This is a genomic window from Emticicia sp. W12TSBA100-4 (assembly GCF_040253585.1).
Taxonomy (GTDB): Bacteria; Bacteroidota; Bacteroidia; order Cytophagales; family Spirosomataceae; genus Emticicia.
The window spans coordinates 99,125-125,284 of the sequence record NZ_JBELAU010000007.1 but is presented as its reverse complement, the minus strand read 5'-3'; the positions used below and the strand labels follow the sequence as shown (position 1 = coordinate 125,284).

The following is a 26,160-nucleotide window of genomic DNA, read 5'->3' as shown; positions in this document are numbered from 1 at the left end:
GACTATAGTTCGGTAAAAATGGTATTGATGTACGTAAAAACTAATTCTACGCCACAAAACCACCCCGCCGACTATCGTCAGGCACCCCTCCTTAAAAAAAGGAGGGGAAATTTTCGCATCAACTACTCAACCCACCCATGTTGTTTTCTAACATTTATCATGGCTGCCAGAATATCGTTCCATGTTTGTTGTTTGGTCATTACTGCATTATCAAACATACAGCCGTCCCAACAAATATGGCGGAAAGCTTTGGTCAATTCGCCCGAATTATTGCGAAGCCAAAGACCTGCATCGTGGGCAATATCCAATTTACCATTTGGGTCGGTAGCTTGACAGTGGCGACCAGTTTTATCGTGTGAGCCTGTCCCGTGAACAGTTCCATCGTTTTGTGCAACGTGGAAGTCTATTGTCCAAGGACGAAGAGCGTCGGTTAATTTTCTTAATCCTGAAAGAAAGGTTTCTCTATCGCCCCACTGAAAATCTTCGGGAAGGATGCGAGCCTCGGGAGCATTATAACCGAGCAAATAAAGTGTAGTGTGCGACATATCAGCTTGGAAACCAATATTAGGGCGGTCAACTGCTTCCAGCGTATCAATCATGGCTTTCCATGAGTGCATTCCTCCCCAACAGATTTCTCCTTCTGCGGCGAGCCTTTCACCATAATCGGCAGCTACATCGCAGGCTTCTCTGAATGTCTGTGCAATCAATTTTGTATTACCCACTGGGTCGGCTGCCCAAGCATGAGGTGTACTCGCTGAGTCAATTCTAACGATTCCGTTGGGGCGAATGCCCATTTCACGCAATTTTTGCCCAATGTGACAAGATTTACGAACCATTTCTACAAAATTTGCTCGTTCTTCTTTGCTTCCCATTGCTGGTCCACCCCAAATCGGAGCAACTAAACTACCAATTTCAAGACCATGTTTTGACACTTTATCGGCCAATCTTTTGATGGCATCGTCAGAAGTATCAAGGTCATAATGCGGGTCGAAAAGCCCTAAATCAACACCATCGAATTTTACGCCATCTACTTCGGCAGCGGCGGTCATTTCGAGCATGGTATCCAACGAAATTGGTGGCTCAGAGTCTGGTCCTTTTCCTACAATGCCTGGCCATGTAGCATTATGGAGTTTAGGATAATTATTTTCCATTTATTTAATAGACTTTTAGGTTGATATTTTTCATTATTTAACGCTGGCAGGGTTTTGAACCCTGCCAGCGTTAACAAATTTACAAAACCAAATCAGGGTTATTAGGTCCGAAATGTTTGAGCATTACGATTGGGTCATTGGCTGAATGATTGGTTATTGTTACGCCTTCGATAGCTGCTTTTTCGGTGATAAAAAACTCATCGTTAGTGAGTTGTCCGTAGCGAATCAAGGCAGGGGTTTCGATATTCCAAACGCCCATTTTGCCGTGTCCTTGCATCATGATTATTCCATAAGCTGCACTGTCTTTAATTGTTACGGTTTGCCCAGGAAAAACAGTCAATTCTTTTGCAGAAAATGCTTCTGAACGATAACAAACCCATTTTTCGATATAGCCTTCTGCTTCCATTTCTGCCACATCTTTTACTGGTTTTGGCTGCATGAAACGAGTTTCGAGCAAATTTGGATTAGTGTTTAATTCCCAATCAATTACGCCCATTAGTTGGTCATAATCACCAATTTGGTCAGGAGGTGTGCCATTCCACAGTAATTCTTCTGGAATAACCGCCTCATTTACCAAAGATTGATACATCGCAAAAACATCCGATGCTTTTTGTGGCTCATACGTACACAAACTCCCTGGAGCGTGAAGCATTCCTGGAGGAACATCCCAGCCAGTTCCTGGAATTAATGGAAACGCCTGCGAATACATCGTGATTTTATTATCACCCTTTGTGAAATTCATCAAACATTCTTTGATTTGCTCTTTGGTTGTGCCTGGGGCAATACCGAAAAATGTATAAGGAAAATCTCCACCGTGGTTATTTAATTGTGGCGGATAATAATAGGCTTCGGGCTTACCGAGTTGACCAATTTTAGCCGCTTCTTCGTCGTTATGGTGAATATGATGTGGCAAAGGCCCCATATTATCAAAAAACTTAGAGTACATCGGCCAACTTTTGTATTCATTCCAAAGGCGGTCACCGATGATTTCTGCACCAAGTTCGTCGATAGCATCTTTCAAAAGCACCTTTTCACCACCCACAATAACGAAGCTTAAACCTTCATTTTCGCCAGTTAATGGGCCATTTTTTGCAGGAGTTGTTGATGAAAGCCAACGTTCGTCGATTCCGCCACGAACACCACCGAGTACATAATAATCATCGGGGTGAAGTTTTATTCTGCGGCCTGGCACACAAAACGAACGTGGAACCCAAGTCGGTGCTAATCGTAAAATTCCTTTTCCTTGTTCTAAAGCTTTTTGTGCTATACTTAAATTTGACATAATGTAATGGTTATAATTAGAGTTGAATTCTGTTCTTATATTTTATTGAGTAGTGTGTGTAAGTTTCCCCTCCTTATTTTCAAGGAGGGGTGTCCTGACGAAGTCGGACGGGGCGGTCAATCACTGTGAAAATACCTTTTAATTTCGCCTAAAACAAACTCCAGATTTTCAAAAATATCTTTATTCTCAAAGCGTAAAATTTTTATATTGAGTGAATTCAAATAGTTTGTCCTTTTTTCATCACTTTCGATTCCATAACCTTCAAAATGGTCTTGTCCATCCAACTCGACACCAATTTTTTCAGAAGGACAATAAAAATCTAAAATGTAGTTTCCTATACTATGTTGTCTTCTAAATTTTCTATTTCCAAGTTGACTATTCTTTAAATAATTCCACAGCGTTGCTTCGGCTGATGTTGAGTGATTCCGAAGCTTTTTTCTAAAAGTTTTTAATTCCTTACGATTGTGGATTTGCTCCATGTTATTACGATTGTAAAAATCATTATTCGCTGATTTTACCACCCCGCCGACTTCGTCAGGCACCCCTCCTTGAAAAAAGGAGGGGAAATTTTTATTCGGAAAATTATTATATTTCTATCGCTCTGATTTTTAAATCAAAACTTCTTGTTTCGTAAGGTTCAAGAAAAATCAATTCTTTATTGGCTCTTGCTTGGGCTTGTCCGATTGGTGGATTGGTGGCGGGCTCGATGCCCGTTACGTATTCATTTTTACCCCAATGTTGCCAGTTTACTAAGTGTGGTAATTGGTCTTTTTTGAAATTAATTTCTACTTTCAGACCAAGTTTTTCATTGTGAAGTCCTGCGACACACATTCCTTGCTTATCGACGTCTGGGTCGATAAATACCACTTCTTCACCAGTGCCGAGGTGGGCGTCGATGGGAGCTGGACAGGTTTTAAAGTCATTTCCTTCTCTGAAAATCTTGGCATTTTCATCGCCAAAACGTGGTTTCCATTTTCCTTCCCAAAGTATTTTTGTACCTTCATCAACCATCGGATAACCAAAATTGAAATGATACATCAGCATGAGTGGTGCGGGAGAGTTTCCTCGATTGATTACTTCATCATGAATTTGAAGCATCGGTTCTCCAAGAACTCCCGAAATGGTTCTTTTCAACTCTAAACTTGGTCCAAAAACTTTGGTTTCTTTGATAATTCCTGTAATACTCATTTCCATTTTTCCAGCAACAGGGTCAGGCTGAATGATGGAAACAATTTCGGCAGGAAGATTAGAGATATTTCCATGAATGCCTCTTTCGCCATATTCATCTTTTTCGGGGCCTCCTACGTGCGAAAGTCCACAAGTCGTTAAGAGTCCACCACCGAAGGTTTTCAGCCAGTCAATTCCTCGGTCCGAGTTAGGTTGTGGAGCATTAAATCCTCCATGACTGAGCCAAGCCAAACTATGTTGATTGTAAAAAGCCTCTGCTATATCCATCCCTCTATCAATCACCACTTTATATCTCAGTCCAGTTCCTGTATTTATCCAAGCGATACGATTTCCACGACCTAAACCATTATCAAGAACGGAAGTTTCGATGCCTCCCATTTGGGCATGATTAGAGATTTTATCTTTACAATTCTGAATTCCGCTCATTGAAAATTAGTTGACAAAGTTTTTAATTTTAAGATTTAATGACTCAAAAACCAGTCGGTAACCCGACTATTAAAGTCTTCCACATTCTCAAAATGGAAGGCGTGACCCGCTTTTTCGTAAAGGAAAAGCTCGGTATTGGGCATTGTTGCCACAATTTCGTTGGCCATCCATTCGGGTGTAAAAATATCTTCTTTACCACCAATTACGAGAGTCGGTTGCAAAACTGAGCCTAACTCTGCCAGCACCGAATGATTAATACACGCCGCCGCTTGACCTTTTAGTCCGTGAAGTGGTTGTGGATTAGGGTCTAAATGAGCATTTTTTCGACCTTCTTCCAGTTCGGCTGCAAACTTTTCATTGTCCCACGAAGCTTTTGAGTAAATCAATAATTGAATATAGAGACTGAATTCTTCGGGACTAAACTTTGCTTTACAATTGACGATGTGCTGAAAAATACCTTTGGCGGCATTGTCACAACGAGCCCACGGACACATCAATACCAAAGATTTTACTTTCTTGGGGTGTCTGATTGCTAATTGCTGAGCAATTGTACTCCCCATCGAGCAGCCAATTACGTGAGCATTTTCGACATTAAGTTGGTCAAGCAAACCCGCATAATCATCGGCCATCATTGCCGTTGAGTAATCTCCTTCGGGTTTATCGGTCTGCCCTACCCCTCGATTATCTCCGATGATACATCTAAAGTGTTTCTCGAAATACGCAGCATGAGGCTCCCAAACGCTCCCAGCGGCCGTGATTCCCATTATCATCAAAAGCGGTGGAGCAGCATTTAAACCACGCTCTTCATAGTAAAAATTGATTCCGTTTGTTTGTACGAATGGCATACAACTCAATTATTTTAGGTTAGGAATTAGGTCGTTTAATATCCAATTTCCATCATGAAGCGTTACGAAATCAGGGTCTTCCAAAGCTTCCTCTCCTTCGTCTTCACAAATAATCCAACCTTTATAATTAATATCTTTGAGCCATTGCGTAATTGACAGCAAGTCAACTTTTCCTTTGCCCATCAATGTAAATTCGGGTTCACCATTCCAGTCTTTGTAATGAACATGGTTGATGAGCGAGGCATATTCTTTCATTTTTTCGAGCGGATTCATATCGCCATTGATGATATGACCAACATCGGGTGTCCAGCCAGTTACTGAGCTATCCAATGATTCCAAAACCACTTTATAATCTGACGCTGTTCGGATAATTGAACTATGTGGCGAATTCGGGTGAAAACTACAAGGAATACCTTTATCGGCAGCTCTTTTGGAAACTGTATTGACGATATTTACTAAATTCCGCTGGCGATTTTCTAAATCATGACGACCCGTTGGAATTTGAACTGTGTTTAAAACAGCCTCAGGGAAACGCTCCAGCAATGCAATGGCATTATCGGCAATTTGTTTTTCGTTTTCTGATTCCTCCGTGCCATTCCATTCCAAAGCCAATGCGAGAGCGGCCAGTTCAATGCCTTGTTCTTTTAGTTTTACTTCCAAAAGGTCGGCATTAACTAAATCGCCCATCCAAGTAAAAATTGGTTGAATACCCGTGAAACCCGCTTTGGCAATCACTTCTATCATGTGACCCAATCGCCCTTGGTGCGTTTGTCCGTTGCCACTCATAAACCATGTATAAACTTCCGAACCAAATCGAAAAGGCAATTTTTCTTTCATTTTTGTATTGGGTGAATAGTTTTATTTGTTAGTAATAATGGGTTAAGATGTCACGCAAATAATTGTTGCGTACCTACGGCACGCTTGCCATAAATGCTATTTGTATCTACCGATATTTAGCCCCTAACGGGGCAATTCCAACCCATTATTTGTATTACTTTAGGTATTAAATCTACTGATAAATGGTTTTATTTGAATAATTAACCCATTTCCAGTAAAACTTATAATCCGTGTTTCTGACACATTTCTTTAATAAATTTCAAACCACCTTCGGCAATGTGCCACGGGTCATTGTATTCACGCCAAACGTTGATGGCATTGGCAAAATCAGGGTCATTTCTTGAAAAAGCTTCAATCGTTAGCCAGCCTTTATAGTTTGCGGCAGATAATGCCGCAAAAGCATCATCAAATGGCACGTGTCCGTCACCTGGAGTGCCTCGGTCGTTTTCGCTGATATGTACGTGGCTCAAGTACGGAGCAATGGTATTGATTGCCGTAGCGTATTTTTTCTCTTCGATATTGGCGTGGTGCGTATCGAACATGGCTCGTACATTCGGATGATTGACCATTGTTATCAATTTTGCCAACTGCTCCATCGTGTTGCACAAATAGCATTCAAAACGATTGAGGGCTTCGGGAGCTAAAATGATATTAGCTTGCTTGGCGTGTTCGCCTGCTTGGTACAAGATTTCAGCGGCTCTTTTATATTCTTCGTCAAGAGCAGGATGAGCCTCGAAATGTGCATGAGCCGAATGAAAAGGCCCACAGAGAACCGTCGAACCTAAATCATAAGAGCGGTCGATTGCCCATTTTATTCGGTCTAAACCTTTCTGACGCACACTTGCCGACTCATTGATTGGATTGGCATCTGGACTAACGACCGTAACCGTTGTTATTTCCAAACCAATATCTTTAGAATGTTTGCCTACTACTTTATACGCATTTTCGTCGGTTGCACCCACAAAATACTCTACGCCATCATAGCCAATGGTTTTTAATCTTTCAATAATCGGAAATAACTCCTCTGAAACATTGGCCGACCATGCCAACACGTTGAATCCTATTTTATTCATATTTTAGATGTGAGATATTAGACAAAAGACAAGAGAAAGAGCTATTTCGTAAAGAAAATCTTTTGTCTCTTGTCTGACATCTCTTGTCTTATTTCAATTCTTTAATTCTTAAATTACGATACTGCACTTTCATGGGTGGGCCTACGTGGACTTGCACGCCCAAAATACCTTTCGATTTTCCGTTCACTAAATCATTATCGGTTACATCGCTCATCAGAATATCATTGATGTAATGCTGTAAACGATTGCCTTTGATTACCAAGTGAAAAGTGTTCCAATCTTCGCCTTTAATTTTTGTTTTCAAAGCCTCATTTTCGCCTAAACTTCCTGTTACTTTTAGGTCTGTCCAAGCATTCTTTTGAACTTTCTTACGAACTTCTTCCAAAGTCATTGGGCTTGGTTGAGCGTTTACGCTCGTAATTTGACCACGATAAGCTAAGGTTGTGCGTCCACGCTCTTCGTAGTTTTGCCCTGTATAACGATTAGCCCCGTCAATATCGGCTTGATAACCTCGCAGAGCATAAGGTATATCGGGTAATTTTTCGCTGCGATAGTTTATGCCTGAATTACCCTTTTCGGTAATATTAAACTCGCCTTTTAGTTCAAAATCTGCGGGTTCACCACCTTTCCAAGTAATGAATGAATTGGTTTTGAGTAAAGTTTCGGGAGTGATTTCTCCGATCAAATTTCCGTTTTCTACTCGCCAATATTTGGTATCACCTTCCCAACCATTAAGCGTTTTCCCATCGAAAATTGATTTAAATCCTTTTTCACTTTTGGCTGAATTAGACACTTTGCAACCGATTGCCAAGATAGCAATTAGAACTGCAATATTCCAATATTTTATATTAAATTTTCTTGTCATTGGTAGTCAGGATAAAAATAGAATAGGCTGTTTTGAATACTTAGTTGAAGGTTTTTAAATATGCCTGTCCAAATTCGTTGTAACTCCTTCAAACAAGCATATTAAACTTAATCAAATCTACTTTCTAATTACTTTTTTGGTTTAAACATGGCATTACTTTCACTTCCTCCCGACATCAAATATGCCATTAAATCTTTCAATTCTTCTTCATTCAAACTATTTATCAAACCACCAAACATAATTGATGCAGCCGATGGTTTTGAAGAAATCACATTCTTTTTCAAAACTTTCTCCAACTCATTTGGAGCGTAAGGATTTTGAGAAATATAATAAGCAGTTTTGTCTTCATTGACCAAACGCCCTACAATTGAGCTACCATTTTTCAAACTATAATAAGTAGCCGCATATTGGTCAGAAACCGTTTTATCAGGCATAATGATTGACTCCAACATATCTTTTGAAGAAAAACGAGTGTATAATTGGCTTAAATCTGGCCCAATTGCTCCACCATCACCTTTCATCGAATGACACATTTTACAGGTTGTGGCTGCATACATGGCTTTACCATTATCAAAATCTCTATCTACTAATCCTTTTTCGATGATTGGAAGAGCGTTTTCCATTCTCCAGTTTCTGCCTGGGCCTTTTGGTGCGGTTAATGAAATAAAATCATTGCCATTTTTACTTAATCTTTCTGCACCAGCCAATTTTTCAAAATAGGCTCTTTTGCTATCGGGAACATTTTTTAAGGCCAGTTTCAGCGATCTATCCAAGAAGCCGATATAACTGTTTCCACCTTTATATTCAAAGGCTTTGTAATACCATTTAAAATATTTGTCTTGAAGTTCGGGTGTCCAACCTTCTTTTGCCAAACTGAGCATTACTGCATAATACGTGTGCTGTGCTGGTGGTAAATTGGCCAACATTGCGGCAATATCCTTTCCGTATTGAGGGTTTCTCAAAATCAAATCACTTGAAGCAGTAGCTGTTTCAATGTTGAGTGCATCGCTTCCTGGCTCAGTTTTAACATCCATCAAAGCCATTGTTTTTGAAACTGCTTCTGGGGCATCTAAATAAATCAACAATTTACTCAAAGAGCGATTTAAGTGAGCCGTATTGGCTGGATAAAGTGGGTTTAGATAAGCTATCACTTTAGGTTTTTGAGTTGCGTCAGGCTGACCCATTCGCAAGAACGCCAATTCAAAGGCTCTCAATAAATCTAATTGTTGAGATTGCTGTAAAGCCTTGAAGTTTACGCCCAAAAGTGCGTTTACAATTTCATTTTTCTTAGAACCGTCACCCATACGAATCAACGAAATCAATGATTGCGTAAGAGCAACTGGGTCTTTTTCTTTCAAAGCTAAATCTTGCCATTGTGCAACTGGTTGGTGTTCTAATGCCAAACGTGCGGCATAACGAATGAATCTATCTGGACTTTTTAATTGTGGCCAAGCCGTAGCTACCGCCGCAGGATTTGGTCCGCCAGTATGGAATTTCTCCAAACTTCTACGCAGAGCATTGGCTGAATTGATTGGTGCGGCAGCGATTGGAGCAGTGCTTTCGTTACCCACATAAGAAACACGGTATAAATCACAATCTAAGCGACGACCGCCTGTTAGGAAATATAAAGCACCATCTGGACCAATTGCTCCGTCAGTTAAAGGAAGCGGAATACCCGATAAAAACTCTTCTCTTTCGCCCGAAAAACTCGAACCCGCAGGCTTGAGATGAATGGCGTGCATTACACCAAAAGTCCAGTCGAAAGCCAAGAGAGTATTTTTATATTTTGCAGGAAATTTAGCATCTTTCAAATGTAATAAATTGGTTGGCGAACCTTGTCCGATGTTAATAACAGGAGGAAGATTATCAGGAAACGTTGGCGACCATTTGCTGTTTCCTGTTCTCCAACCAAATTCTGAGGCACTCGTTGCGTGCGTAATACGAGTTGGGCGATACCACGGCAAGCCAAAGTCCCATTCCATGTCTGCATCATAGACAAATAAGTCGCCGTTTGCATCGAAAGCCATATCGAAAGCATTTCTATAACCTGCACTTACCAATTCCCATTTTTTGCCTTCGGGGTCAAGGTTTGCAATCCAGCCCCCTGGAGCCATGCGGTCGTTGGCGTGTCCACGAGGGTCTTTTATCAATGGAAATAAGTTGTCTTCTTTCCAATTAGATGGCAGTCTGTATGAATCTAAAGGCGGCACATCAGTGTGGTTTCCGTTTATTACATAAAGCGATTTTTTGTCAGGTGAAAGCACGATGCTGTGTGGACCATGTTCGCCATCGCCTACAAGTTCTTTTAGTAAAGTAACTTTATCAAATTGGTCATCGTTATCGGTATCTTGAAGACGATACAGGCCACTTTTTTTCGTAAAAACCTTATTACCCTTACTATTATTAATCATTACGTAAAGACTATTAAAGGCATAAAGTAAGCCATGTGCATAGCCCATACCCATTGTGTCGGTAGCAGGTCCAACCTTCAATTTTTCAACATCCGATATTGAGATTTTGCCATCAACTGCGGGCATTTTCAAACGAAAAAGTTTTCCGTATTGGTCTGAGCAAATCATTCGACCTTTGTCATCGAATGTCATCGAAACCCAAGAACCTATTTTGTTTTCAGATGGGCTAAAAAGGTGTTCAGCTTTAAATCCTGCTGGATATTTTAGCTTGTCGAGTTTTGGGTCACCCGTAGTTATTGCGGATAGATTAGGTTCATTGAGGAGAGTAAACGAAGCTGCCGTGGCAACAGCTATGATCCCAAGTCCCAGTTTAATGGTGTTTTTTGTAGAAAACATGATAAAGTAAGGGTTAAATATTTATGGTCGAATAGTGTAATTTCGTCTCTAAATATTCGCTGTATATTGTCGAGCAGAAATTCACTTACAATATACAGCGAAAAAAAGTATTATTAAAAAAAATTAAAAATATGGCGATAAAGCGGCCTCATCAGCTGGAAGTCCATATAATACACTAATATTAGTAAAAGCATTACTTCTCGGCACTGCACCTTCTGGATAATAATAAGCCACAGGATTTGCTTTTACTCGATTGCCATAAGCCGTAATAACTTCTACGGCAGTTCCTGTGCGTACAAGGTCAAACCAACGTTTATTTTCAAAAGCCAGTTCGCTTCTGCGGTCTTGATAAATTTGAGTTCTTAAAGCTGCCTGTGAAGTTACGGTTGCAGCAGGTAAGCCAGCACGACTACGTACTTGATTCAAGATTGGTAATGCTTCTGACATTTTACCTTGCTCGGTTAAAGCTTCAGCTAAATACAACAACGCTTCTGCGTAACGATAAATCGGGAAATTATTTCCTGTATTTCCATGTAAAGAGTGAGTTTTAGCAAACTTTCTGTTATAAGGAAATCTTTTATCTGCTCTTAAACTTCCCGAAATCGTTACATAGGCAATTGTGCCATCTAATCGTTTATCACCTTTCTCAAACGAAGCTATGAGGTCAGGAGTTGGAGCTCCGTTTCCTTCACCAGTGAGTGGCTGCGGATTTGAAGTACCAGAAATTGGCTTCAATTCGTCAGGGCTCATTGGGCGTGGCATATAATTATACATAATGGCTCCGTTTAGGCCTGCCGCTCCTTCCAAAAACTGCACTTCAAAAATAGACTCTGCATTGTTTTTGTTGCCAGTATTTGTCGAGAAAGCGTCATTAAAATCGGGCATCAACTTATATTCATTACTTGCCACTATTTCTTTCAATAGTTTTTCAGCATCTGCCCATTTTTTCTGTACCATATAAACATTTGCCAATAACATTCTTGCAGTTCCTGAGGTAACCCTACCAGCTTCTTGTTTTGATTTTGGGAATAAACCAGTAATGGCGGCAGTAGCATCTTTAATAATTTGTGCATAAACTTCATCAACGCTTGCCAGTGGTAATGCTGCTTCTTGACGATTCGTTACAGGAGTAAGGTGTAGAGGCACTTTACCAAAGTACTGAACTAATTCAAAATAGGCATAAGCTCTCAAAAACTGAGCTTGGCCTTTTAGGTTATTCTTCGATTCTGCATTAAAATCAACGGCATCAATCGAAGCCAAAATTTGATTGGCACGTGCAATTATTTGATAATCAAGACGATACTGATTCAGCACGTGCGTATTAGATGTAACACCATTAGCGGTAGGTATTGCAAAATCGGCAATATCTTCTTGCTGCTCGGTTGCTCCAAAAAGGATATTTCTGTAATAATAGGCGTTGTCAGAGTGCATTTCGCCTAAAAGCCAAGCACGGTCGTTGACGATTGCCCTTAAAGGCACATAGTTGGCATTGACTGCTTGCTGAAAGTCAGCTTCTTTTGTAAAGAATATGGCGGTACTGAGGTTCGTTTCTGGGACAACTGTTAAAAAGTCTTTATCACAACTCATTAAGCCCAAAAACATAAACAGTGCTGTTGTTATTATCTTTTTCATTATCTTATAGTAATTTCGTTAATTAAAAGTTCAAGTTTATACCAACAGTATAGGTTCTTGGAACTGGATAGTTCGATAAATCAATACCTTGACTTAAATTACCACCGTTGCCATTTCCATCGCCTTGTGCCGATGTTTCTGGATTTGGCCCGCCCCAGTATTTTGTAAAAACATAAAGCTGTTGTACGGAAGCATAAACACGAGCTGACTTGAATATTTTATTGCTCTTCGGAATTGTATAGCCAACTGTAACGTTTTTGATAGTAAAGAATGAAGCATCAGCAATAAAACGGCTATTCATCCAGTCTCTTTCGATACCCGTTACGTTTCCACCGCCAACGGTTGTTCCATACATTCCTTTACCTGGATTTGCCTCCGAACGGAAACGGTATTTTACTTCGGCAACCATATTGAATACTCCATCAAGATTAGCAGTACTATAAATATGACGAACCAATAGTTGATTGCCTTGTGAACCCGAACCAACGATACTTGCATCAAAATTGCCATAAGTGAAATTATTGGTGATACCATACGTAAACGTTGGGAAAGGATTACCCATGATTACTCTATCATCAAAGTCTCCACCATTCGTAATGATACCATCACCGTTTTGGTCGGTTAATTTAATACTTCCAACTACCGAACGGCCAGGGACTTGTGGCGAACTCTTTAAATCTTCGGCATTTTTGTAAACTCCTTGCGAGATATGTCCATAGAATTGTCCGAAAGGTTTGCCTACTTGAGTGATATGGAAAGTTCCATAAACACGGTCGATACCATCGGCTAATGCTATTACTTTATTACGATTGAATGAGATATTGGCGTTGGTACTCCATTTAAACTTACCAGTTGTATTTTTTGTATTCAAAGCAAATTCATGACCCCAAAACTTAATTTCTCCGATATTATCATTAAAGTTACCAAAACCAGCTTCTTGAGCAATTTGAACGCTATACAATAAGTTGGTTGTACGTTTTGTGTAATAATCATAAATAAACGTGATACGGTCGTTTAGAAAACCTAAATCTAAACCAACGTCCACTTGTTTAGTAGTCTCCCAACCTAAATTGCTATTTGCTAAGGTTGAAACAACTGCACCTGGGGCAACAGTACTACCAAATACAGCATTCACAGTATTATTTACCAAAGCATAAGGAGTATAGTTACCGATATTATTATTGCCAATTACACCATAACTTGCTCTTAATTTAGCAAATGATACTTTTGGCATTGATTTCATGAAATCTTCATCAGAAATAACCCACCCCGCCGAAAACGATGGGAAAGTACCCCAACGATTATTTGAACCAAAACGAGAAGAACCGTCACGACGAACAGCTGCTGTAAATAAATACTTACCTCTGAAATTATAAGTTAATCTCGATAAAAGTGACGTCAATGCCCACTCTTGAACACCTGTATTTGTACCACCACGGCTGATATTGATGGCTCCCTGTACAGTTGGGAGGCGGTCATCAGCATAAGTATCTGCCTGAATTCTTGTGCTTTCTTGTGTAAATTTTTGTTGCGAAAAACCACCTAAGAGTTCAAAATTATGATCGCCGACACTTTTTGTGTAAGTGGCTAAGTTTTCATTCAACCAAGTGAGATTTTCAACATTCTGACGAATAGAAACGGCTGTTGTCGGAATGGCCACATTGATTGCACTTGTTGCGGTTGATGGATTAAAGAAGAAAAACTTAGAACGCAACATTTCTACATTGAAAGTAGATTTCAATACCAAATCTTTGATTGGACGATACTGAATAAAAGCATTTGTGAGCAAATTGGTTGTTGTAGTTTCGTTAACCAATTCGTTAGCCGCTCTTACCCAGTTCGGATACGCAAATATATTTCCTGTACTGGCTGGGAATCGATTGAATAAAGTCAACGTTTTTCCATCTGCTTCATAAATCGGCATTACTGGCCAAGTGTGCAAGGCATTAAACAAAATACCCGTTCCACGGTCACCGTCAGTACGTGGCGTATTATCAAAAACATATTGTGGTGCAACATTAAAACCAACTGTTACTTTGTCAGAAATATCATATTCTGAGTTCATTCTTAACGAATATCTTTTGTACTCATTATTTAGTACAACCCCCTGCTGATTGAAAACCCCACCAACGAATGAAGTCCGTGAACGCTCTTTATTAGACGTAACCGTCAAATTATAACTTTGTAAAGGTGCTTTTCTCAATAATGCCTTATACCAGTTATTATCTTTTCCAGCGTATTGTGAAGGATTTTGGAATTCGGCAGGGACAGGTTGTTTGGCATCTTCGTAGTATTCTTTCTTAAATTGTGCAAATTCTTCGGCCGTAAGCATCTGAATCAAACCTCTATCTGGCACTTCTTGCATACCAACAAAAGTATTAAAGCTTACATTTGTACCATTCGATTTACCTTTTTTGGTTGTAATCAAAACCACACCATTAGCCGCACGAGAACCATACAGAGATGTAGATGACGCATCTTTCAGGATAGAAATATCCTCAATTTCATCTGGGTTCATTGCTCCAATATCACCCGTAATAGGGAAACCATCAATGACATAAAGTGGGTCGCTACCAGCAGAAACCGATAGTTGTCCACGAATTCTGACGCTCATCCCCTGCCCTGGTTTACCAGTAGTCTGATTGATTTGTACGCCAGCCAACTGCCCTTGTAGCTTTTGTGTAACTTGCGATACAGGAATATCTTTTATTTCTTTCGAACCAATTGTCTGCACGGCCCCCGTAACATTCTTCTTTAACTGGCTACCGTAGCCAACAACAACGATTTCACTCAATAATTTATCATCAAGGCTCAAAGAAACATTTATTTCTTTTTGTCCAGTATAAACAACCTCATTGGCCGTATAACCCACAAAGCTGAATACTAAAGTTGAGTTGTTTGGTACCTCTAATTTGTAGCTACCATCGGCGTCAGACTGTGTACCTCGATTGATACCTTTGATAGTTACACTCACCCCCACCAATGCTTCGCCATTTTGGCCAGTCACTTTGCCCTTGACCTGTTGGGCAAAAGCAAATGAAGTACAAAACAAACCCAGCATCAGCGAGAAAATACTCGCATAGCGTTTTGTTTTGTACAAAGTAAATCTTTGTCTCATTTGATTAATGTTTTAGGTTGAAATAGAATGATTATTTATATAAGGATATTTTTCCTTGATATTATACAAATATTAAAATTTATTAAAATCTAACTATCCTGTACTGTGCTGTGCTGTATCAAGAAAAAATAGTATTATTTGAAGTTTTTAGAACAAAAAGTAGACAAAAGAGAATAAACAATACAAGTTTTATATTTTTGCTTGTTTACCTATCAAACAATAATTATGAGACGAGATAAAAGAATGTGCCAATGAAAAGGCGTTTATTTACGTTTGAGAAAAAACTTCTATTTATTTGATAAAAAAATTTTAAAAAATTATCGCTTTTCATTCATGAATGCTCCAATCCTAAGAAACTTAGCACAAAAAAAACTCATCGGCAAAAAGCTTGAAATGAGTTATATAAATAACAGAACAGGTGAATTATGGCAAAGTTTTATGCCCAAACGAAAAGAAATCACCAATAATATCGGCACAGAGCTTTATTCGATGCAGATTTACAATGACATTTTTGATTTTCAAAACTTCAACCCCAATGATAATTTCACGAAATGGGCAGCCGTGGAAGTGACTGATTTTGAGCAGATTCCAGAAAATATGGAAGGCTATACGCTCAAAGGTGGACTTTATGCAGTATTCACGCACAAAGGTTCTTCGTTGGACTTTCAGCGAACGTTTCAATACATTTTTGGCGTTTGGCTACCAAATTCTGATTATAAAATTGACAACCGAGAACATTTTGAGCTTTTAGGTGAAAAATACAAAAATGAAAGCCCTGATTCGGAAGAAGAGGTTTGGATACCAATAAAGTTGAATGAATAACCTTTTGGGTGACTGAGCGAATTGTTCAACCACCCAAAATAAATCAAAAACTCACACTAAAGCTCAACTTAGCATTAAATGGAGTGCCTGGAGTGAAATGAATTTCTTCGACTGAGTTTAGTTCATTCTGCAAACGGCTTTCGGTGGCAAATTGGGTTTCTTTCCATTTTGTATTAAAGATATTTTGTATTGAAAGCCCCACTGAATATCTATTCTTGGTATAATTTAATAGAGCATCACTCACTAAATAACCTTTGGCTACTATGCTATTGTCTTCGTTGGCTGGTCTATCTCCTACATAGCGATAACGCAGACTTCCACTAAAACCTTTATCATTTTTGAGTGTTAAACCACCAATACTTGTCCATTTTACAGCAAGGGGAATCAGGTTTTGGCCTTCGGTTTCGCCGATGGCACGAGGTTTAGCATAATTTACATCTGCATCAAAAAACAAGTTTTTTGTCAGTTGATAACGCATCGACACATCAAAACCTGTTCTTTTTGATTGTCCAGAAGGCTCAACTACGCCCGCATCGCCTACATATACAAACTCTTGATTGAGCCACAGATACCAATAAGCTGCATTAATAATCATCTTTGGAAAAGGTTTCCAGATTGTGCCTAAATCTGAGCCATAAGCGGCTGGCAAAATCTCCAAACCGTTTTTCTCAATAACCGCACGGGTATCATTTGAATGAAAACCTTTACCCAAATTTAGATAAAACTGCAAGTTTTGACTCTTGGTATAATACAAATTTAACTTAGGCGAAACGATGGAAGCATTGGCTTTGAAAATTGTACTATTTTGCAATTTATCAAGGTATTGATTATTGAAATAATCGAATCGAAGACCAGCCGTGAGTGACAATTTAGAACTTAGTTGAATTGTTTCATCAATGTATGCACCTACGTTTGCTTCGTTTACATCGCCCAGTTTGATGCTTTCGAGTAGTGTTGTTTTATTTTGGGTGTGCGAAAGTTCCGAATCTTTTGTCAAATCATGACGATAATTTATCCCAATATTCAGTGTTGCTTGTTTTGCCCCTAAACCGTGAGCAATCGAATAATTTGAGTTATATCCCCACAAATTTCTGCCTTCTTTTTGCTTAATTTGGTCGCCATTGATGGGGTCTTCCAAGAAAAAAGTAAAGTTTGAAAACAACTCAAAATTATAGTTCGAGTAAAAAACTTGGTTTTTCCAGACGTGGTTTCTTTTGGTCAAAGTCAGAAACTCGGCATTGGCGTTTGTTCGGCTGGTTGTACCACCTTCATTTGGGTCGATTGCTCCATAAAAACCTATCAAACCAGCCTCAACGGCACGGTCGGGAATTTGTCCTGACGCATTCCATTTACTCCAAAATGTAGATGTGGTGAAGGTTAAACTTGTATTTTTGGTGATATGCCCGTGATATTTCCCCAGTAAGTTTAAACGATTGAACGCTTGTGGAGCATCAAAATACGCATCCGAATAATTGTATTCGCCTGCTAAATAAGCGTTTTGATTGCCTTCTTGAGATTTTTGCCCTAAAATATTAGCAGCACCTACCAGACGGTAGGTATTAAATTGACCTACTTCTACTTTGGCAAAATTTTGTTCTAAAACTTTTTTCGTGCGAAAATTTGCCCAACCTGCGGTGCTAAAATTTCCTTTTTCGGCATCGTAAAGACCCTTTTTAAAATCTACGCCATCAATCAATTCGGGGATAATAAAATGAGCATCGGCGTAACCTTGTCCGTGTGCGTGCGAAACCATATTGATTGGCACGCCGTCAGCAGTTAAATTAATATCTGTGCCGTGGTCAATATCAAAACCACGTAAGAAAATTTGTTCGGCTTTACCACCGCCAGCATGCTGACCAATAACTAAACCTGGAACAATTCTTAAAACTTCTTGCGAATTATTGATGGTTCGGAGTTTAATATCCAAACTTGAAATGAGCTGTTGGTGTTGTGGATTTGCTGCCGAAACTTTTACTTCTTCGAGCGAAAACTCGGCAGTTTTTAACGAAAATTCTATGCTACTTGCTTCATCTTCTTTTACAATAACCGTCTGATTTTGAGCCACATACCCCATAAAAGACACTTCCACTTTATAAGGAGCTGGTGAAAGATTATTGATTTGAAAATAGCCAGATTCATCAGTGACTACTCCTCGATTTTGCCCGACGAGACTAAAACTCGCCCCTCTGATGGGTAATTTTGTTTGAGCATCGGTAATCTTACCTACTATACTTCCGAGATGAGCAAATGAAGTTGAAGTTGTGAAGAAAAGTAAAATAATTTTAAAAATTTTCATTGGTTTTTGTTTTATACAAAGTGAGTTTTAGGTCGTAAAATTAGATACTACATTGCATTTAAGAAATATTTTTGGAAAGAAAGACTTAGTAAAAGTTTTCTAAAACAATATTTATGCCTCTAAAAAATCACTTTTTTTATTCTTGAAAAAATAGGTAATCACTGAAACTATCATCAAAATACCCAGCAACCAAACTGCATAATTAGCAGCTTTTTCTATTAATATGGTAATAAAATTTGGTGTTTCGGAAAGTCGTTCGATAATCCATCCGATAGCTGCTAATCCTGCTAAAATTGCCCCAAATACTCTAAAAACTGTATAAAATGAGGTTCGACTGAGCAAAAGCAACCACGGAATAACGGCTACAATCACAGCCATTTGCATAAGTTCGATGCCGACATTGAACCCCAAAATGCTCAAGGCCATTTTACTCGCACTGAGATTCAAATCTTGTAAAGTATAGGCAAATGCCAGACCGTGAATCAAACCAAAACCCAAAGCAATATATGTTTCTCTATTTGGAAAAATAGGCTTGATGGCATGAATGGCCGACACCAAGATGGATACTCCAATCAGTACTTCGATAGGTTTGCTTGGCAGAAAAACCCAACTTAAAGCCCCAAACAAAAGCGTGATTGAATGTCCAATTGTAAAAGCCGTAACAACCTTGAAAATATGCAATAAACTCTGACGAACCGACCGAGTCGAAGCCCATTTTTTTTGATTGACCACCAACGGAATGGGAAATAAAAGCACTAAAAGAAACAATAAATGGTCTGTTCCTTCGGAAATATGTTTTGTTCCGAGCGAAACCATACTTTTAAAACCCATCCAAACACTGCCTTGTTGAAGACTAATCTGAAACGGATTGAGTTTATTATTCACCACATCCCACTCTATTACACCCACTTGTTGCATGGTACTGTCGGGCGGCGTTCCGTCGGACGGCGTTCCGTCTTCATGCATGATGCCTTGTTGCCAATCTTGTTTTATGGCAATGAGTGCCTTATGACTCGCCACTTGATGCAAGATTACGTCATAATCGAAATAGAAATTTCGGAGGTCATAATGTTGGGGCGGAGTCATCGAGAACGCTACTATAAGTTCTTTATATTCGCCCGAAAGTTCGCTTTTTGTTTCATTCACTTGCATTTTTCCAAGTAGAACCTTCCATAATTTTCCATCAAAAGTGCGTGGTCGGATATGTTTTAGCAAATAAATTCTTAGAGAATCGCCCAAACGTTCTATTAAACGCTCAGAATTATCATTTACGCCCATTCCAATGGCCGACTGTAACTCACTCAGAGGTAATTGAATCTCACCCGAAATATTTTTTTCGTAAATTTTCAATAACACCATTGAGTTGGGCATAGGGTGAGCTATCACTTCTTTCGCACAAAAAGTGAATATTGATACTACTAAAATTATTATTTTGATTCGATTCATTGTTCTTTAAAAATTATTATGAGGTAGAGACGTTGCATGCAACGTCTCTACGTACAACCCTATTTTTTATCTTCAATTTTACTCTTTGAAATTAATTTGCACCATAATCAGATTTTCTATCTCTCCAAACTGAGTGTGGATGCACGCCATTTCGGATAACAATTCCTCCTTGCATCGACCACTCAATCCAAACACTTGGGCCATCAATCAAAATATAATCGCCTTGTGCTGCCATTGTTGTACTTCCAACATAAGACACATAGGTTTCGTCAAGTTCGGCTTTATATTTTGCCAAAACTGCTGCTGCTGCTCTATTATCCAAATCATCAACATAGGTTTTTATGGCTGCCAACAACAAATCTTTTTGATTTTGTGTTAGATTTCCTGCTTTCACACCTGTTTTTGTTGTAGGAAAAGTACCGTCTTTTTGTGGTCCTACAATTATATCATTTTGTGCGGCAGCACGTTTTGCGGTAGTTAATTCTGTCGAACTCAAACTTTTCAAGAAATTAGCAAAAGCTGCCGTTTCTTGTACTAATGGTTGTACAATTTTGCCAGTATTTGTTGAAGTCCAAGTAGGATAAGGTTCTGTTGAGCGAAAAACTGGAGTTCCGCCAGTCATTTTTCCATCTTTGTAGGTAAAAATATTAGTACCATGATGACCACCAATTTGCAAACTCCACAGACCCGTAGTACTCGGTGTTCCTAAAAATGCAATGTAATAATTACCCGAACCATAGCCACTTCCACCGCCATTTGCTCCCAAATAGTCATCTGCATCAATAATACCAGCATATTCTTCGTAGCCTTCGTTGGCTACCGAGCCTGTACTTGCTTTCAATAAATTATAAAAGGCAGTCCATTGAGTAGTAGAAAATGTACTTGAAGCCAAACCCACACGGTTTTTATACAGAGATTGGGGTAAATTACTCCATTTTTGGGCGTGTTCTTTGGTATAAGTATATTGAATGGCGGACACTTGGGTTGCAGTAAGGGTGGTTTTCAAATCTTCGGCAGCCTTTACGATAGCTGCAATATCAGTATCCATTGACCATGCCGAAGTAATTGAACTTGTTCCACCACTTGCCGCCGAAACCGTCATCGAAAAACTACACGATTGTCCACCAACCATAACAGCGAAAGCTGCAGTGCCAGCCGCCGAAGGTGTACCTGTAATGGCAAAAGTTACCGAACCAGCTCCCGAAGCCAATGTTCCTGCTGCCAAAGTTGCAGTCAGACCTGTTACACCAGTGGAAGCAATACCCGAACCTGCCGAATAAGCGGCACCGTTTCCACCTGTATAGGGCACTGTGGCTGTACCTGTAAATGCGGTGCTGGCTGTTGGTGTGGCTGAAAAAGTAGCTGCCGAACAATTGATAGCCGTTACGGTTGCAGTGGTAGCTGTGGTACTGGCCACTTCAGTTTTTTCACAGGCAATAATCGTTAAGGCTGCACTAATTGTAAGGCTCAAAAATGCGTTTTTGAATTTCATAAAATTTATCAGTTTATAATATTTAGTACTGATGTTATAGACGTTGAAACTCAAAGTTAGGTAGGGTAAAACGAAGACTTTGAAAGTGAAAAGGAAAAAATGAGAGGTGAATCGTCGAGGCGTCGATGTGTCGAACCATCGAAATTTTGTCGATAGTTTAAATCATCTTTCTTCAAACCATTTTTTGAATGGTGTAACTTTCTCTTTACTGATTATGGCTTCGTATGGCGATGTAGGGCGGGTTTTAACCAAAACTCTGCTATTGATATAAGGTTCAATCTCAAGGATACTTTCTCTCGAAAGAATAAATTGCCTATTGGCTCTTATAAATTCGTGCGGGTCGAGTTGGTTTTCAAGGTCTTCGAGTTTAAAATCAAGGATAAACTTTCTGCTATCGAATAATTGACCGAAAACTAAGCCATTTTCTATAAAAAAGTAAGCAAATTCACTCGATTTTATAGGTAAAAGTTTATCTCGATACCGCACTAAAAAACTTTTTCGATAGCTTTTTGGTGAAAAGACCTGCTGTTTAATCAACTCATTGAGGGTTTCTTGTGTGACTAAAGTTTGATTATTAAACTTTTCGATGGCAAAACTCAATGAATCGGCATCAAGTGGTTTTAGAATATAATCAACACTGTTGAGCTTGAAAGCACGAATGGCAAACTCATCAAAGGCAGTAATAAAAATGATAGGTGCATTGATTTTTACTTGCTCATAAATTTCAAAAGAAATGCCATCGGCCAGTTGAATATCCGAAAATATCAAATCAGGGCTTTCGTTTGTTGTAAACCATTTTATCGCCTCCTCGACAGTTTCGATAATTGCCAGAATTTCACAACTTATGTTTAGTTGATTTAATAAAAATTTTAATTGGCTCGATGCTGCTGACTCGTCTTCTATGATTAGTATTTTCATCAGATTAAAGGTAAAATCACCGTAAACTCTTTTTCATTTTGCTCAATTTCTACCGCTTGGTTTGCCAAAATCTTGAATCGTTCGTTGAGATTGACTAAACCAATGCCAGTTCCTTCGGAATTTGCTTTGCGATTGAGCGTATTTCTAACAATAATTATTTTCTTATTTTCATTCATTTCAACCCAAATAGTCATCGGCGAAGCTGTAGAAATAATGTTATGTTTAATGACATTTTCGATGAGTAATTGCAATGAAAGCGGCGGAATTTTGAAGGGAATATCTCCGATATTTCTGACTATTTTCAGGTTATTGCCAAACCTTATCTGTAACAGAAAAATATAGTTTTCGAGCAGAGCGAGTTCTTCTTTCAGCGATACTAACGACTGCTCTTGCATGCTCAATGAATACCGCAAAACCTGCGAAAGTTTTTGTAAATATCGCTGACTTTTTTCCTTGTCTTCATTAATCAGCCAACTGAGGGTATTGAGCGAATTGAATAAAAAGTGAGGATTCAGTTGGTTTTTGAGCGATGTTAGCTGAACCAATAGGTTTTCATTTTTAAGGTGTTCGTTTTCGAGCAAAATCTCATTTTTTTGTTCATTTTCGATTAAAAACTTACTAAAAACATAAGCAATTCCTAAAATCAGAACCCCACGAATGGCGACCGTAACAAACATCATACTCGCATGAATCCCAATTACGAAAAAATTAAGCCCGCCCAACGAAGCAATAAATACCGCAAGTAGCAATAAGAAATTCCAAATTTGCTTAGATTTCTTGCCTCGAAAATACTGACGAAGTACCTCAATCATGATAATGGCAAATAAAAAACATAAGAAAATTTGCAAGAAAATGTCCAAACCTGCCATTTTTTGACTTTCCAACATAGGCGGCTTATGAGCATGAAATTGATTGGGATGTGGAGGCTTTTGCCCGATAGACAAATGGGGCAATTGCAATGCGATAAACGGAAAGTTTACAAAAACAGCCACCAACAACGAAAAGCCCCAAATAAATCGTTGTATTGCAGGATTTTTAATCATCTTGTTGGTATTTAGAGAAAAAACAAAATTAACCCTTTCTGATTTTATTGTCAAAAAAAGAAAGTGAATAGGAAAATTTGGCGTTTGAAAAACTTCAAAACTGGGCTAACAAAAACCCGACACGAACAAAACTCATGTCGGGTTTTTAATTAAAATCAAGAATCCTTTTAGAAAGTAAAGGCATTGACCGTTGCCGACCCCGAAGTAGTTGGCGAAGATTTTAGCGTAGCACCAGTATTTGAGTAAGTTCCGCCAGTATAAAGCCCCCATCCCGACGACCCACCTACAAAATTACCGCCTGTGTATGTGCCACCGAAGTAAATTTTATAAGCGGTGCTTTTAGCCAAACTTGGGTTTGAAAAATGTATAATACTTGTAGCGATTCGAGGTTTGAATGTGGCCAAGTCTTTACCCGAAGCATCTTCTATGTGTATCAATGAAGTAGCAGCCACCGAAGCACTCGACTTGATAAACATACTCACTTGCGTTGAGGCTGCACCCATAGATTTTGTCATGTTTGAGTTTGGTCCACCAGAAACGACTGTTCCACCATTGACCAAGAAATTTCCATTAATATCAATGCTTTCGTTGCCATTGGCAATGAGTGTTCCGCCTTTCATCGTAAAGTTACCATTACTATCTATAGCATCAGAGCCAGCCACGATTAGCACCCCACCATTCATATTAAACTGACTATTATCGTTAGATTCTGTTCCGCCCGAAACTGTTCCATAAGATGTATTGATACCATCGTTGGTTGCGGTCAGGTTAGTAACACCTCCATTGATATTGATAATGATAGACTCCATGCCTTCATAAGATTTCGTTACAAGAATTGTCCCATCGTTTACGGTGATAGATTTATTTGATTTCACACCATCATCAGTTGCCGAAATAGTGAGGTCGCCGTTATTCATAATAAATTCACCATCGCTCTTAAAGCCTTTGGCTTCGCTGGTCATGGTGCTGCTGTATGTATATTTTGCTCCCGAAGCCGTAATATTGATTGTACCACCGCCGATGGTTGCTGTACCATCAATATTTATACCTTTTCCGCCAATACCTGTGCTATTAATTGTCAGATTTCCACCTCTGATTGCTAAGTTTTTATCGCAGTTAATACCCGCTGGTGCTGCCACGTCGGCATCGGCAGTATCGTAGTATGCCGCCCCAGTTGTTGTAATTTTTATAGTTCCCGATGTGAGCGTAAAATCTCCCCCCGTTTTTATGCCTTTCGAGCCTTTACCCGATACCGTCAAGGTAACTGCATCAGCCGTGCCGATTGTCATATAACTTTCACTCTTGATAGCATTGGCTTTATCGCCCGTTGTAGTAATGCTTATTTTGCCACCTTTTATTAATACATAAGGTGTAATTGTGGCATCTGTCCCTTCGTAAGGAGCTATGATTCCATCATCAACACTATTGATGCTTATTGTTCCACCATTGATTGCTACATAACCTTCTTCGGCTACTATACCATCGCTTGATGAAGTAATATTCACCGTTCCATTATCCATTTGAAAGTAATCATTGGCATGAATTCCATCACTTACGGCGGATTTTACTACAATATTTGCTTCACTAATTGCGATATAATCATCGGCCACGATGGCATGTTTATTAAGCCCCGTTACGTTCAGCGTTCCTGTTCCCATAAAACTCAATTGTCCTTCGCTAAAAAAAGTACCTTTTTGGTCTTCTTTGCTGGTGGCGTAGGTTGCTCCATCGGTCAGATTATTGGTTGTTCCAGCTAAAACATTAATTGTTCCTTTCTTGCTCGACTGAATATTGATTGCTGGTCCAGTCGAATTGGTTAGGCTCACACCTTTCATCGTGATATTAAATCGGTATTCACTATAAATCTTGAAACTTCCTTTGGTAGCTGTTCCCGATAATAAATAAACAATTTCCTTTGTAGTATTGGTCGAAGTAACGGTTACATCTGCTCCGCTTACTGCCACAGCCACACCCGAACTCGAATAAGGATTATTGATGGCAGCACTCGTACCAGAATACGCAATTACGACTGTATCTTTGGCAGCCGTTGCTGTTCCTGTTGTTCCAGCGGTAATGGCAAGCGTAACCGCACAGCTTTTTCCGCCCAAACTTAGATTAAAAGTTGCAGTACCTGACGATGTAGGTGTACCCGAAATTGTATAAGTAAGATTTCCTGCACCATTGGCCAATGTTCCTGCGGCAACCGTTGCCGTTAAACCTTCTACGCCAGTGGAAGATGCCGTCGAAATGCCATAAGTTCCGCCATTTCCTCCTGTATAAGCCATCGTAACAGTACCAGTATAGGCTGTTCCGTTTGTGCCAATGGCTGGTGCAACCGTACAAACTAAAGTAGCAATACTTGACTTTGAAACTGCAACTGGTAGAGATAATGTGCAGTTTTGTCCACCTAAATCTATCGAAAAATTGGCGGTGCCTGATGTAGTCGGTGTACCAGTTATTACAAAATTGGCAGTTCCACTGCCCGATGCCAAAGTACCTGCCGATAACGTTGCGGTTAGGCCTGTTACGCCCGTAGAAGCCACGGGCGAGCCTGCATCGTAGGCAATACCGTTGCCACCAGTGTATGGGACAGTTGCCGTGCCTGTATAAGATGCCCCACTCGTGGCAGTAGCCGAAAATGTTGCGGCTGAACAAGTCAGTGCGGTGATTGTTGCGGTTTTTATAGTGGTTATTTCTTCACTTTTGCAAGCTTGGAAAATTGAAATAAAAGTTAGCAATATGCCAACGACCAAAATACCCCTTCTTTTCATACTGGTGTTTATTTTTCAGAAAATATTTATAAGGAAAATCAACAAAGTTTCTTGTTGATAATTGAATAGACGAACAAGCCCTAAAAAAGGTGGTATGGAAAAATGAAATTGCGGTAAAAATGCCAAATGTTGCGGTAAAAATTATATT

Annotated in this window: 18 protein-coding genes; 1 reads left to right on the top strand and 17 read right to left on the bottom strand. The window is 39.4% G+C overall.

The window, feature by feature from the left end; translation table 11 throughout:
- Window positions 1–122 precede the first annotated feature (122 nt).
- The 11 genes from ABR854_RS11285 to ABR854_RS11235 all read right to left on the bottom strand — a co-directional run bounded on the left by ABR854_RS11285 (window position 123) and on the right by ABR854_RS11235 (window position 15,167).
- Window positions 123–1,151, bottom strand: coding sequence for a sugar phosphate isomerase/epimerase family protein (locus tag ABR854_RS11285; protein WP_350265503.1), 1,029 nt, complete (start codon window positions 1,149–1,151; stop codon window positions 123–125).
- A 79-nt stretch (window positions 1,152–1,230) separates the two neighbouring features.
- Window positions 1,231–2,433, bottom strand: coding sequence for a hypothetical protein (locus tag ABR854_RS11280; RefSeq protein WP_350265502.1), 1,203 nt, complete (start codon window positions 2,431–2,433; stop codon window positions 1,231–1,233).
- A gap of 116 nt (window positions 2,434–2,549) precedes the next feature.
- Window positions 2,550–2,912 (bottom strand): endonuclease domain-containing protein, encoded by a 363-nt coding sequence (locus ABR854_RS11275; RefSeq protein WP_350265501.1) that lies wholly within the window; start codon window positions 2,910–2,912, stop codon window positions 2,550–2,552.
- A gap of 106 nt (window positions 2,913–3,018) precedes the next feature.
- A complete protein-coding gene (locus ABR854_RS11270) occupies window positions 3,019–4,047 on the bottom strand; it encodes an aldose 1-epimerase family protein (RefSeq protein ID WP_350265500.1) in 1,029 nt (342 codons plus the stop codon).
- 35 nt (window positions 4,048–4,082) lie between these two features.
- The gene (locus tag ABR854_RS11265; RefSeq protein ID WP_350265499.1) at window positions 4,083–4,892 is read right to left on the bottom strand and encodes an alpha/beta fold hydrolase; all 810 of its coding nucleotides are present in this window, start codon (window positions 4,890–4,892) and stop codon (window positions 4,083–4,085) included.
- A gap of 9 nt (window positions 4,893–4,901) precedes the next feature.
- On the bottom strand, window positions 4,902–5,729 hold the full coding sequence (locus tag ABR854_RS11260) for a sugar phosphate isomerase/epimerase family protein (RefSeq protein ID WP_350265498.1): 828 nt from the start codon (window positions 5,727–5,729) through the stop codon (window positions 4,902–4,904).
- 221 nt (window positions 5,730–5,950) lie between these two features.
- Window positions 5,951–6,802 carry a sugar phosphate isomerase/epimerase family protein gene (locus ABR854_RS11255; protein ID WP_350265497.1) on the bottom strand — a complete coding sequence of 284 codons (852 nt, stop codon included), beginning with the start codon at window positions 6,800–6,802 and terminating at the stop codon, window positions 5,951–5,953.
- An 88-nt stretch (window positions 6,803–6,890) separates the two neighbouring features.
- A complete protein-coding gene (locus ABR854_RS11250; protein WP_350265496.1) occupies window positions 6,891–7,667 on the bottom strand; it encodes a 3-keto-disaccharide hydrolase in 777 nt (258 codons plus the stop codon).
- 128 nt (window positions 7,668–7,795) lie between these two features.
- Window positions 7,796–10,474: a c-type cytochrome gene (locus ABR854_RS11245; protein ID WP_350265495.1), complete on the bottom strand. Its 2,679-nt coding sequence runs from the start codon at window positions 10,472–10,474 to the stop codon at window positions 7,796–7,798.
- Window positions 10,475–10,597: 123 nt separating this feature from the next.
- Window positions 10,598–12,106 (bottom strand): RagB/SusD family nutrient uptake outer membrane protein, encoded by a 1,509-nt coding sequence (locus tag ABR854_RS11240; protein ID WP_350265494.1) that lies wholly within the window; start codon window positions 12,104–12,106, stop codon window positions 10,598–10,600.
- Between the two features lie 22 nt (window positions 12,107–12,128).
- A complete protein-coding gene (locus ABR854_RS11235) occupies window positions 12,129–15,167 on the bottom strand; it encodes a SusC/RagA family TonB-linked outer membrane protein (RefSeq protein ID WP_350265732.1) in 3,039 nt (1,012 codons plus the stop codon).
- Window positions 15,168–15,557: 390 nt separating this feature from the next.
- Between ABR854_RS11235 and ABR854_RS11230 the strand changes: the two genes are divergently transcribed.
- The gene (locus ABR854_RS11230) at window positions 15,558–16,046 is read left to right on the top strand and encodes a GyrI-like domain-containing protein (protein WP_350265493.1); all 489 of its coding nucleotides are present in this window, start codon (window positions 15,558–15,560) and stop codon (window positions 16,044–16,046) included.
- A 43-nt stretch (window positions 16,047–16,089) separates the two neighbouring features.
- On the opposite strand, the gene ABR854_RS11225 is transcribed toward ABR854_RS11230, so the two are convergent.
- The 6 genes from ABR854_RS11225 to ABR854_RS11200 form a co-directional block, all read right to left on the bottom strand.
- Window positions 16,090–18,342 (bottom strand): TonB-dependent receptor, encoded by a 2,253-nt coding sequence (locus ABR854_RS11225; protein WP_350265492.1) that lies wholly within the window; start codon window positions 18,340–18,342, stop codon window positions 16,090–16,092.
- A 111-nt stretch (window positions 18,343–18,453) separates the two neighbouring features.
- Window positions 18,454–19,788: a HupE/UreJ family protein gene (locus ABR854_RS11220; protein WP_350265491.1), complete on the bottom strand. Its 1,335-nt coding sequence runs from the start codon at window positions 19,786–19,788 to the stop codon at window positions 18,454–18,456.
- A 91-nt stretch (window positions 19,789–19,879) separates the two neighbouring features.
- On the bottom strand, window positions 19,880–21,280 hold the full coding sequence (locus ABR854_RS11215) for a DUF3500 domain-containing protein (RefSeq protein ID WP_350265490.1): 1,401 nt from the start codon (window positions 21,278–21,280) through the stop codon (window positions 19,880–19,882).
- Window positions 21,281–21,442: 162 nt separating this feature from the next.
- Window positions 21,443–22,198, bottom strand: coding sequence for a LytR/AlgR family response regulator transcription factor (locus ABR854_RS11210; RefSeq protein ID WP_350265489.1), 756 nt, complete (start codon window positions 22,196–22,198; stop codon window positions 21,443–21,445).
- A complete protein-coding gene (locus tag ABR854_RS11205; RefSeq protein WP_350265488.1) occupies window positions 22,198–23,241 on the bottom strand; it encodes a sensor histidine kinase in 1,044 nt (347 codons plus the stop codon). The genes ABR854_RS11210 and ABR854_RS11205 overlap by 1 nt, the downstream gene beginning before the upstream one ends.
- Before the next feature lie 167 nt (window positions 23,242–23,408).
- The gene (locus tag ABR854_RS11200; protein WP_350265487.1) at window positions 23,409–26,012 is read right to left on the bottom strand and encodes a carbohydrate-binding domain-containing protein; all 2,604 of its coding nucleotides are present in this window, start codon (window positions 26,010–26,012) and stop codon (window positions 23,409–23,411) included.
- Window positions 26,013–26,160 lie beyond the last annotated feature (148 nt).

Excerpts from the sequence above, each read along its gene's own strand:
- ABR854_RS11240 (WP_350265494.1), bottom strand. The coding sequence starts at position 12,106 with ATGAAAAAGATAATAACAACAGCACTGTTTATGTTTTTGGGCTTAATG.
- ABR854_RS11255 (WP_350265497.1), bottom strand. The coding sequence starts at position 6,802 with ATGAATAAAATAGGATTCAACGTGTTGGCATGGTCGGCCAATGTTTCA.
- ABR854_RS11235 (WP_350265732.1), bottom strand. The coding sequence starts at position 15,167 with ATGCTGGGTTTGTTTTGTACTTCATTTGCTTTTGCCCAACAGGTCAAG.
- ABR854_RS11265 (WP_350265499.1), bottom strand. The coding sequence starts at position 4,892 with ATGCCATTCGTACAAACAAACGGAATCAATTTTTACTATGAAGAGCGT.
- ABR854_RS11245 (WP_350265495.1), bottom strand. The coding sequence starts at position 10,474 with ATGTTTTCTACAAAAAACACCATTAAACTGGGACTTGGGATCATAGCT.
- ABR854_RS11220 (WP_350265491.1), bottom strand. The coding sequence starts at position 19,788 with ATGAATCGAATCAAAATAATAATTTTAGTAGTATCAATATTCACTTTT.
- ABR854_RS11275 (WP_350265501.1), bottom strand. The coding sequence starts at position 2,912 with ATGGAGCAAATCCACAATCGTAAGGAATTAAAAACTTTTAGAAAAAAG.
- ABR854_RS11260 (WP_350265498.1), bottom strand. The coding sequence starts at position 5,729 with ATGAAAGAAAAATTGCCTTTTCGATTTGGTTCGGAAGTTTATACATGG.
- ABR854_RS11270 (WP_350265500.1), bottom strand. The coding sequence starts at position 4,047 with ATGAGCGGAATTCAGAATTGTAAAGATAAAATCTCTAATCATGCCCAA.
- ABR854_RS11200 (WP_350265487.1), bottom strand. The coding sequence starts at position 26,012 with ATGAAAAGAAGGGGTATTTTGGTCGTTGGCATATTGCTAACTTTTATT.
- ABR854_RS11225 (WP_350265492.1), bottom strand. The coding sequence starts at position 18,342 with ATGAAAATTTTTAAAATTATTTTACTTTTCTTCACAACTTCAACTTCA.
- ABR854_RS11280 (WP_350265502.1), bottom strand. The coding sequence starts at position 2,433 with ATGTCAAATTTAAGTATAGCACAAAAAGCTTTAGAACAAGGAAAAGGA.
- ABR854_RS11230 (WP_350265493.1), top strand. The coding sequence starts at position 15,558 with ATGAATGCTCCAATCCTAAGAAACTTAGCACAAAAAAAACTCATCGGC.
- ABR854_RS11250 (WP_350265496.1), bottom strand. The coding sequence starts at position 7,667 with ATGACAAGAAAATTTAATATAAAATATTGGAATATTGCAGTTCTAATT.
- ABR854_RS11205 (WP_350265488.1), bottom strand. The coding sequence starts at position 23,241 with ATGATTAAAAATCCTGCAATACAACGATTTATTTGGGGCTTTTCGTTG.
- ABR854_RS11215 (WP_350265490.1), bottom strand. The coding sequence starts at position 21,280 with ATGAAATTCAAAAACGCATTTTTGAGCCTTACAATTAGTGCAGCCTTA.
- ABR854_RS11210 (WP_350265489.1), bottom strand. The coding sequence starts at position 22,198 with ATGAAAATACTAATCATAGAAGACGAGTCAGCAGCATCGAGCCAATTA.
- ABR854_RS11285 (WP_350265503.1), bottom strand. The coding sequence starts at position 1,151 with ATGGAAAATAATTATCCTAAACTCCATAATGCTACATGGCCAGGCATT.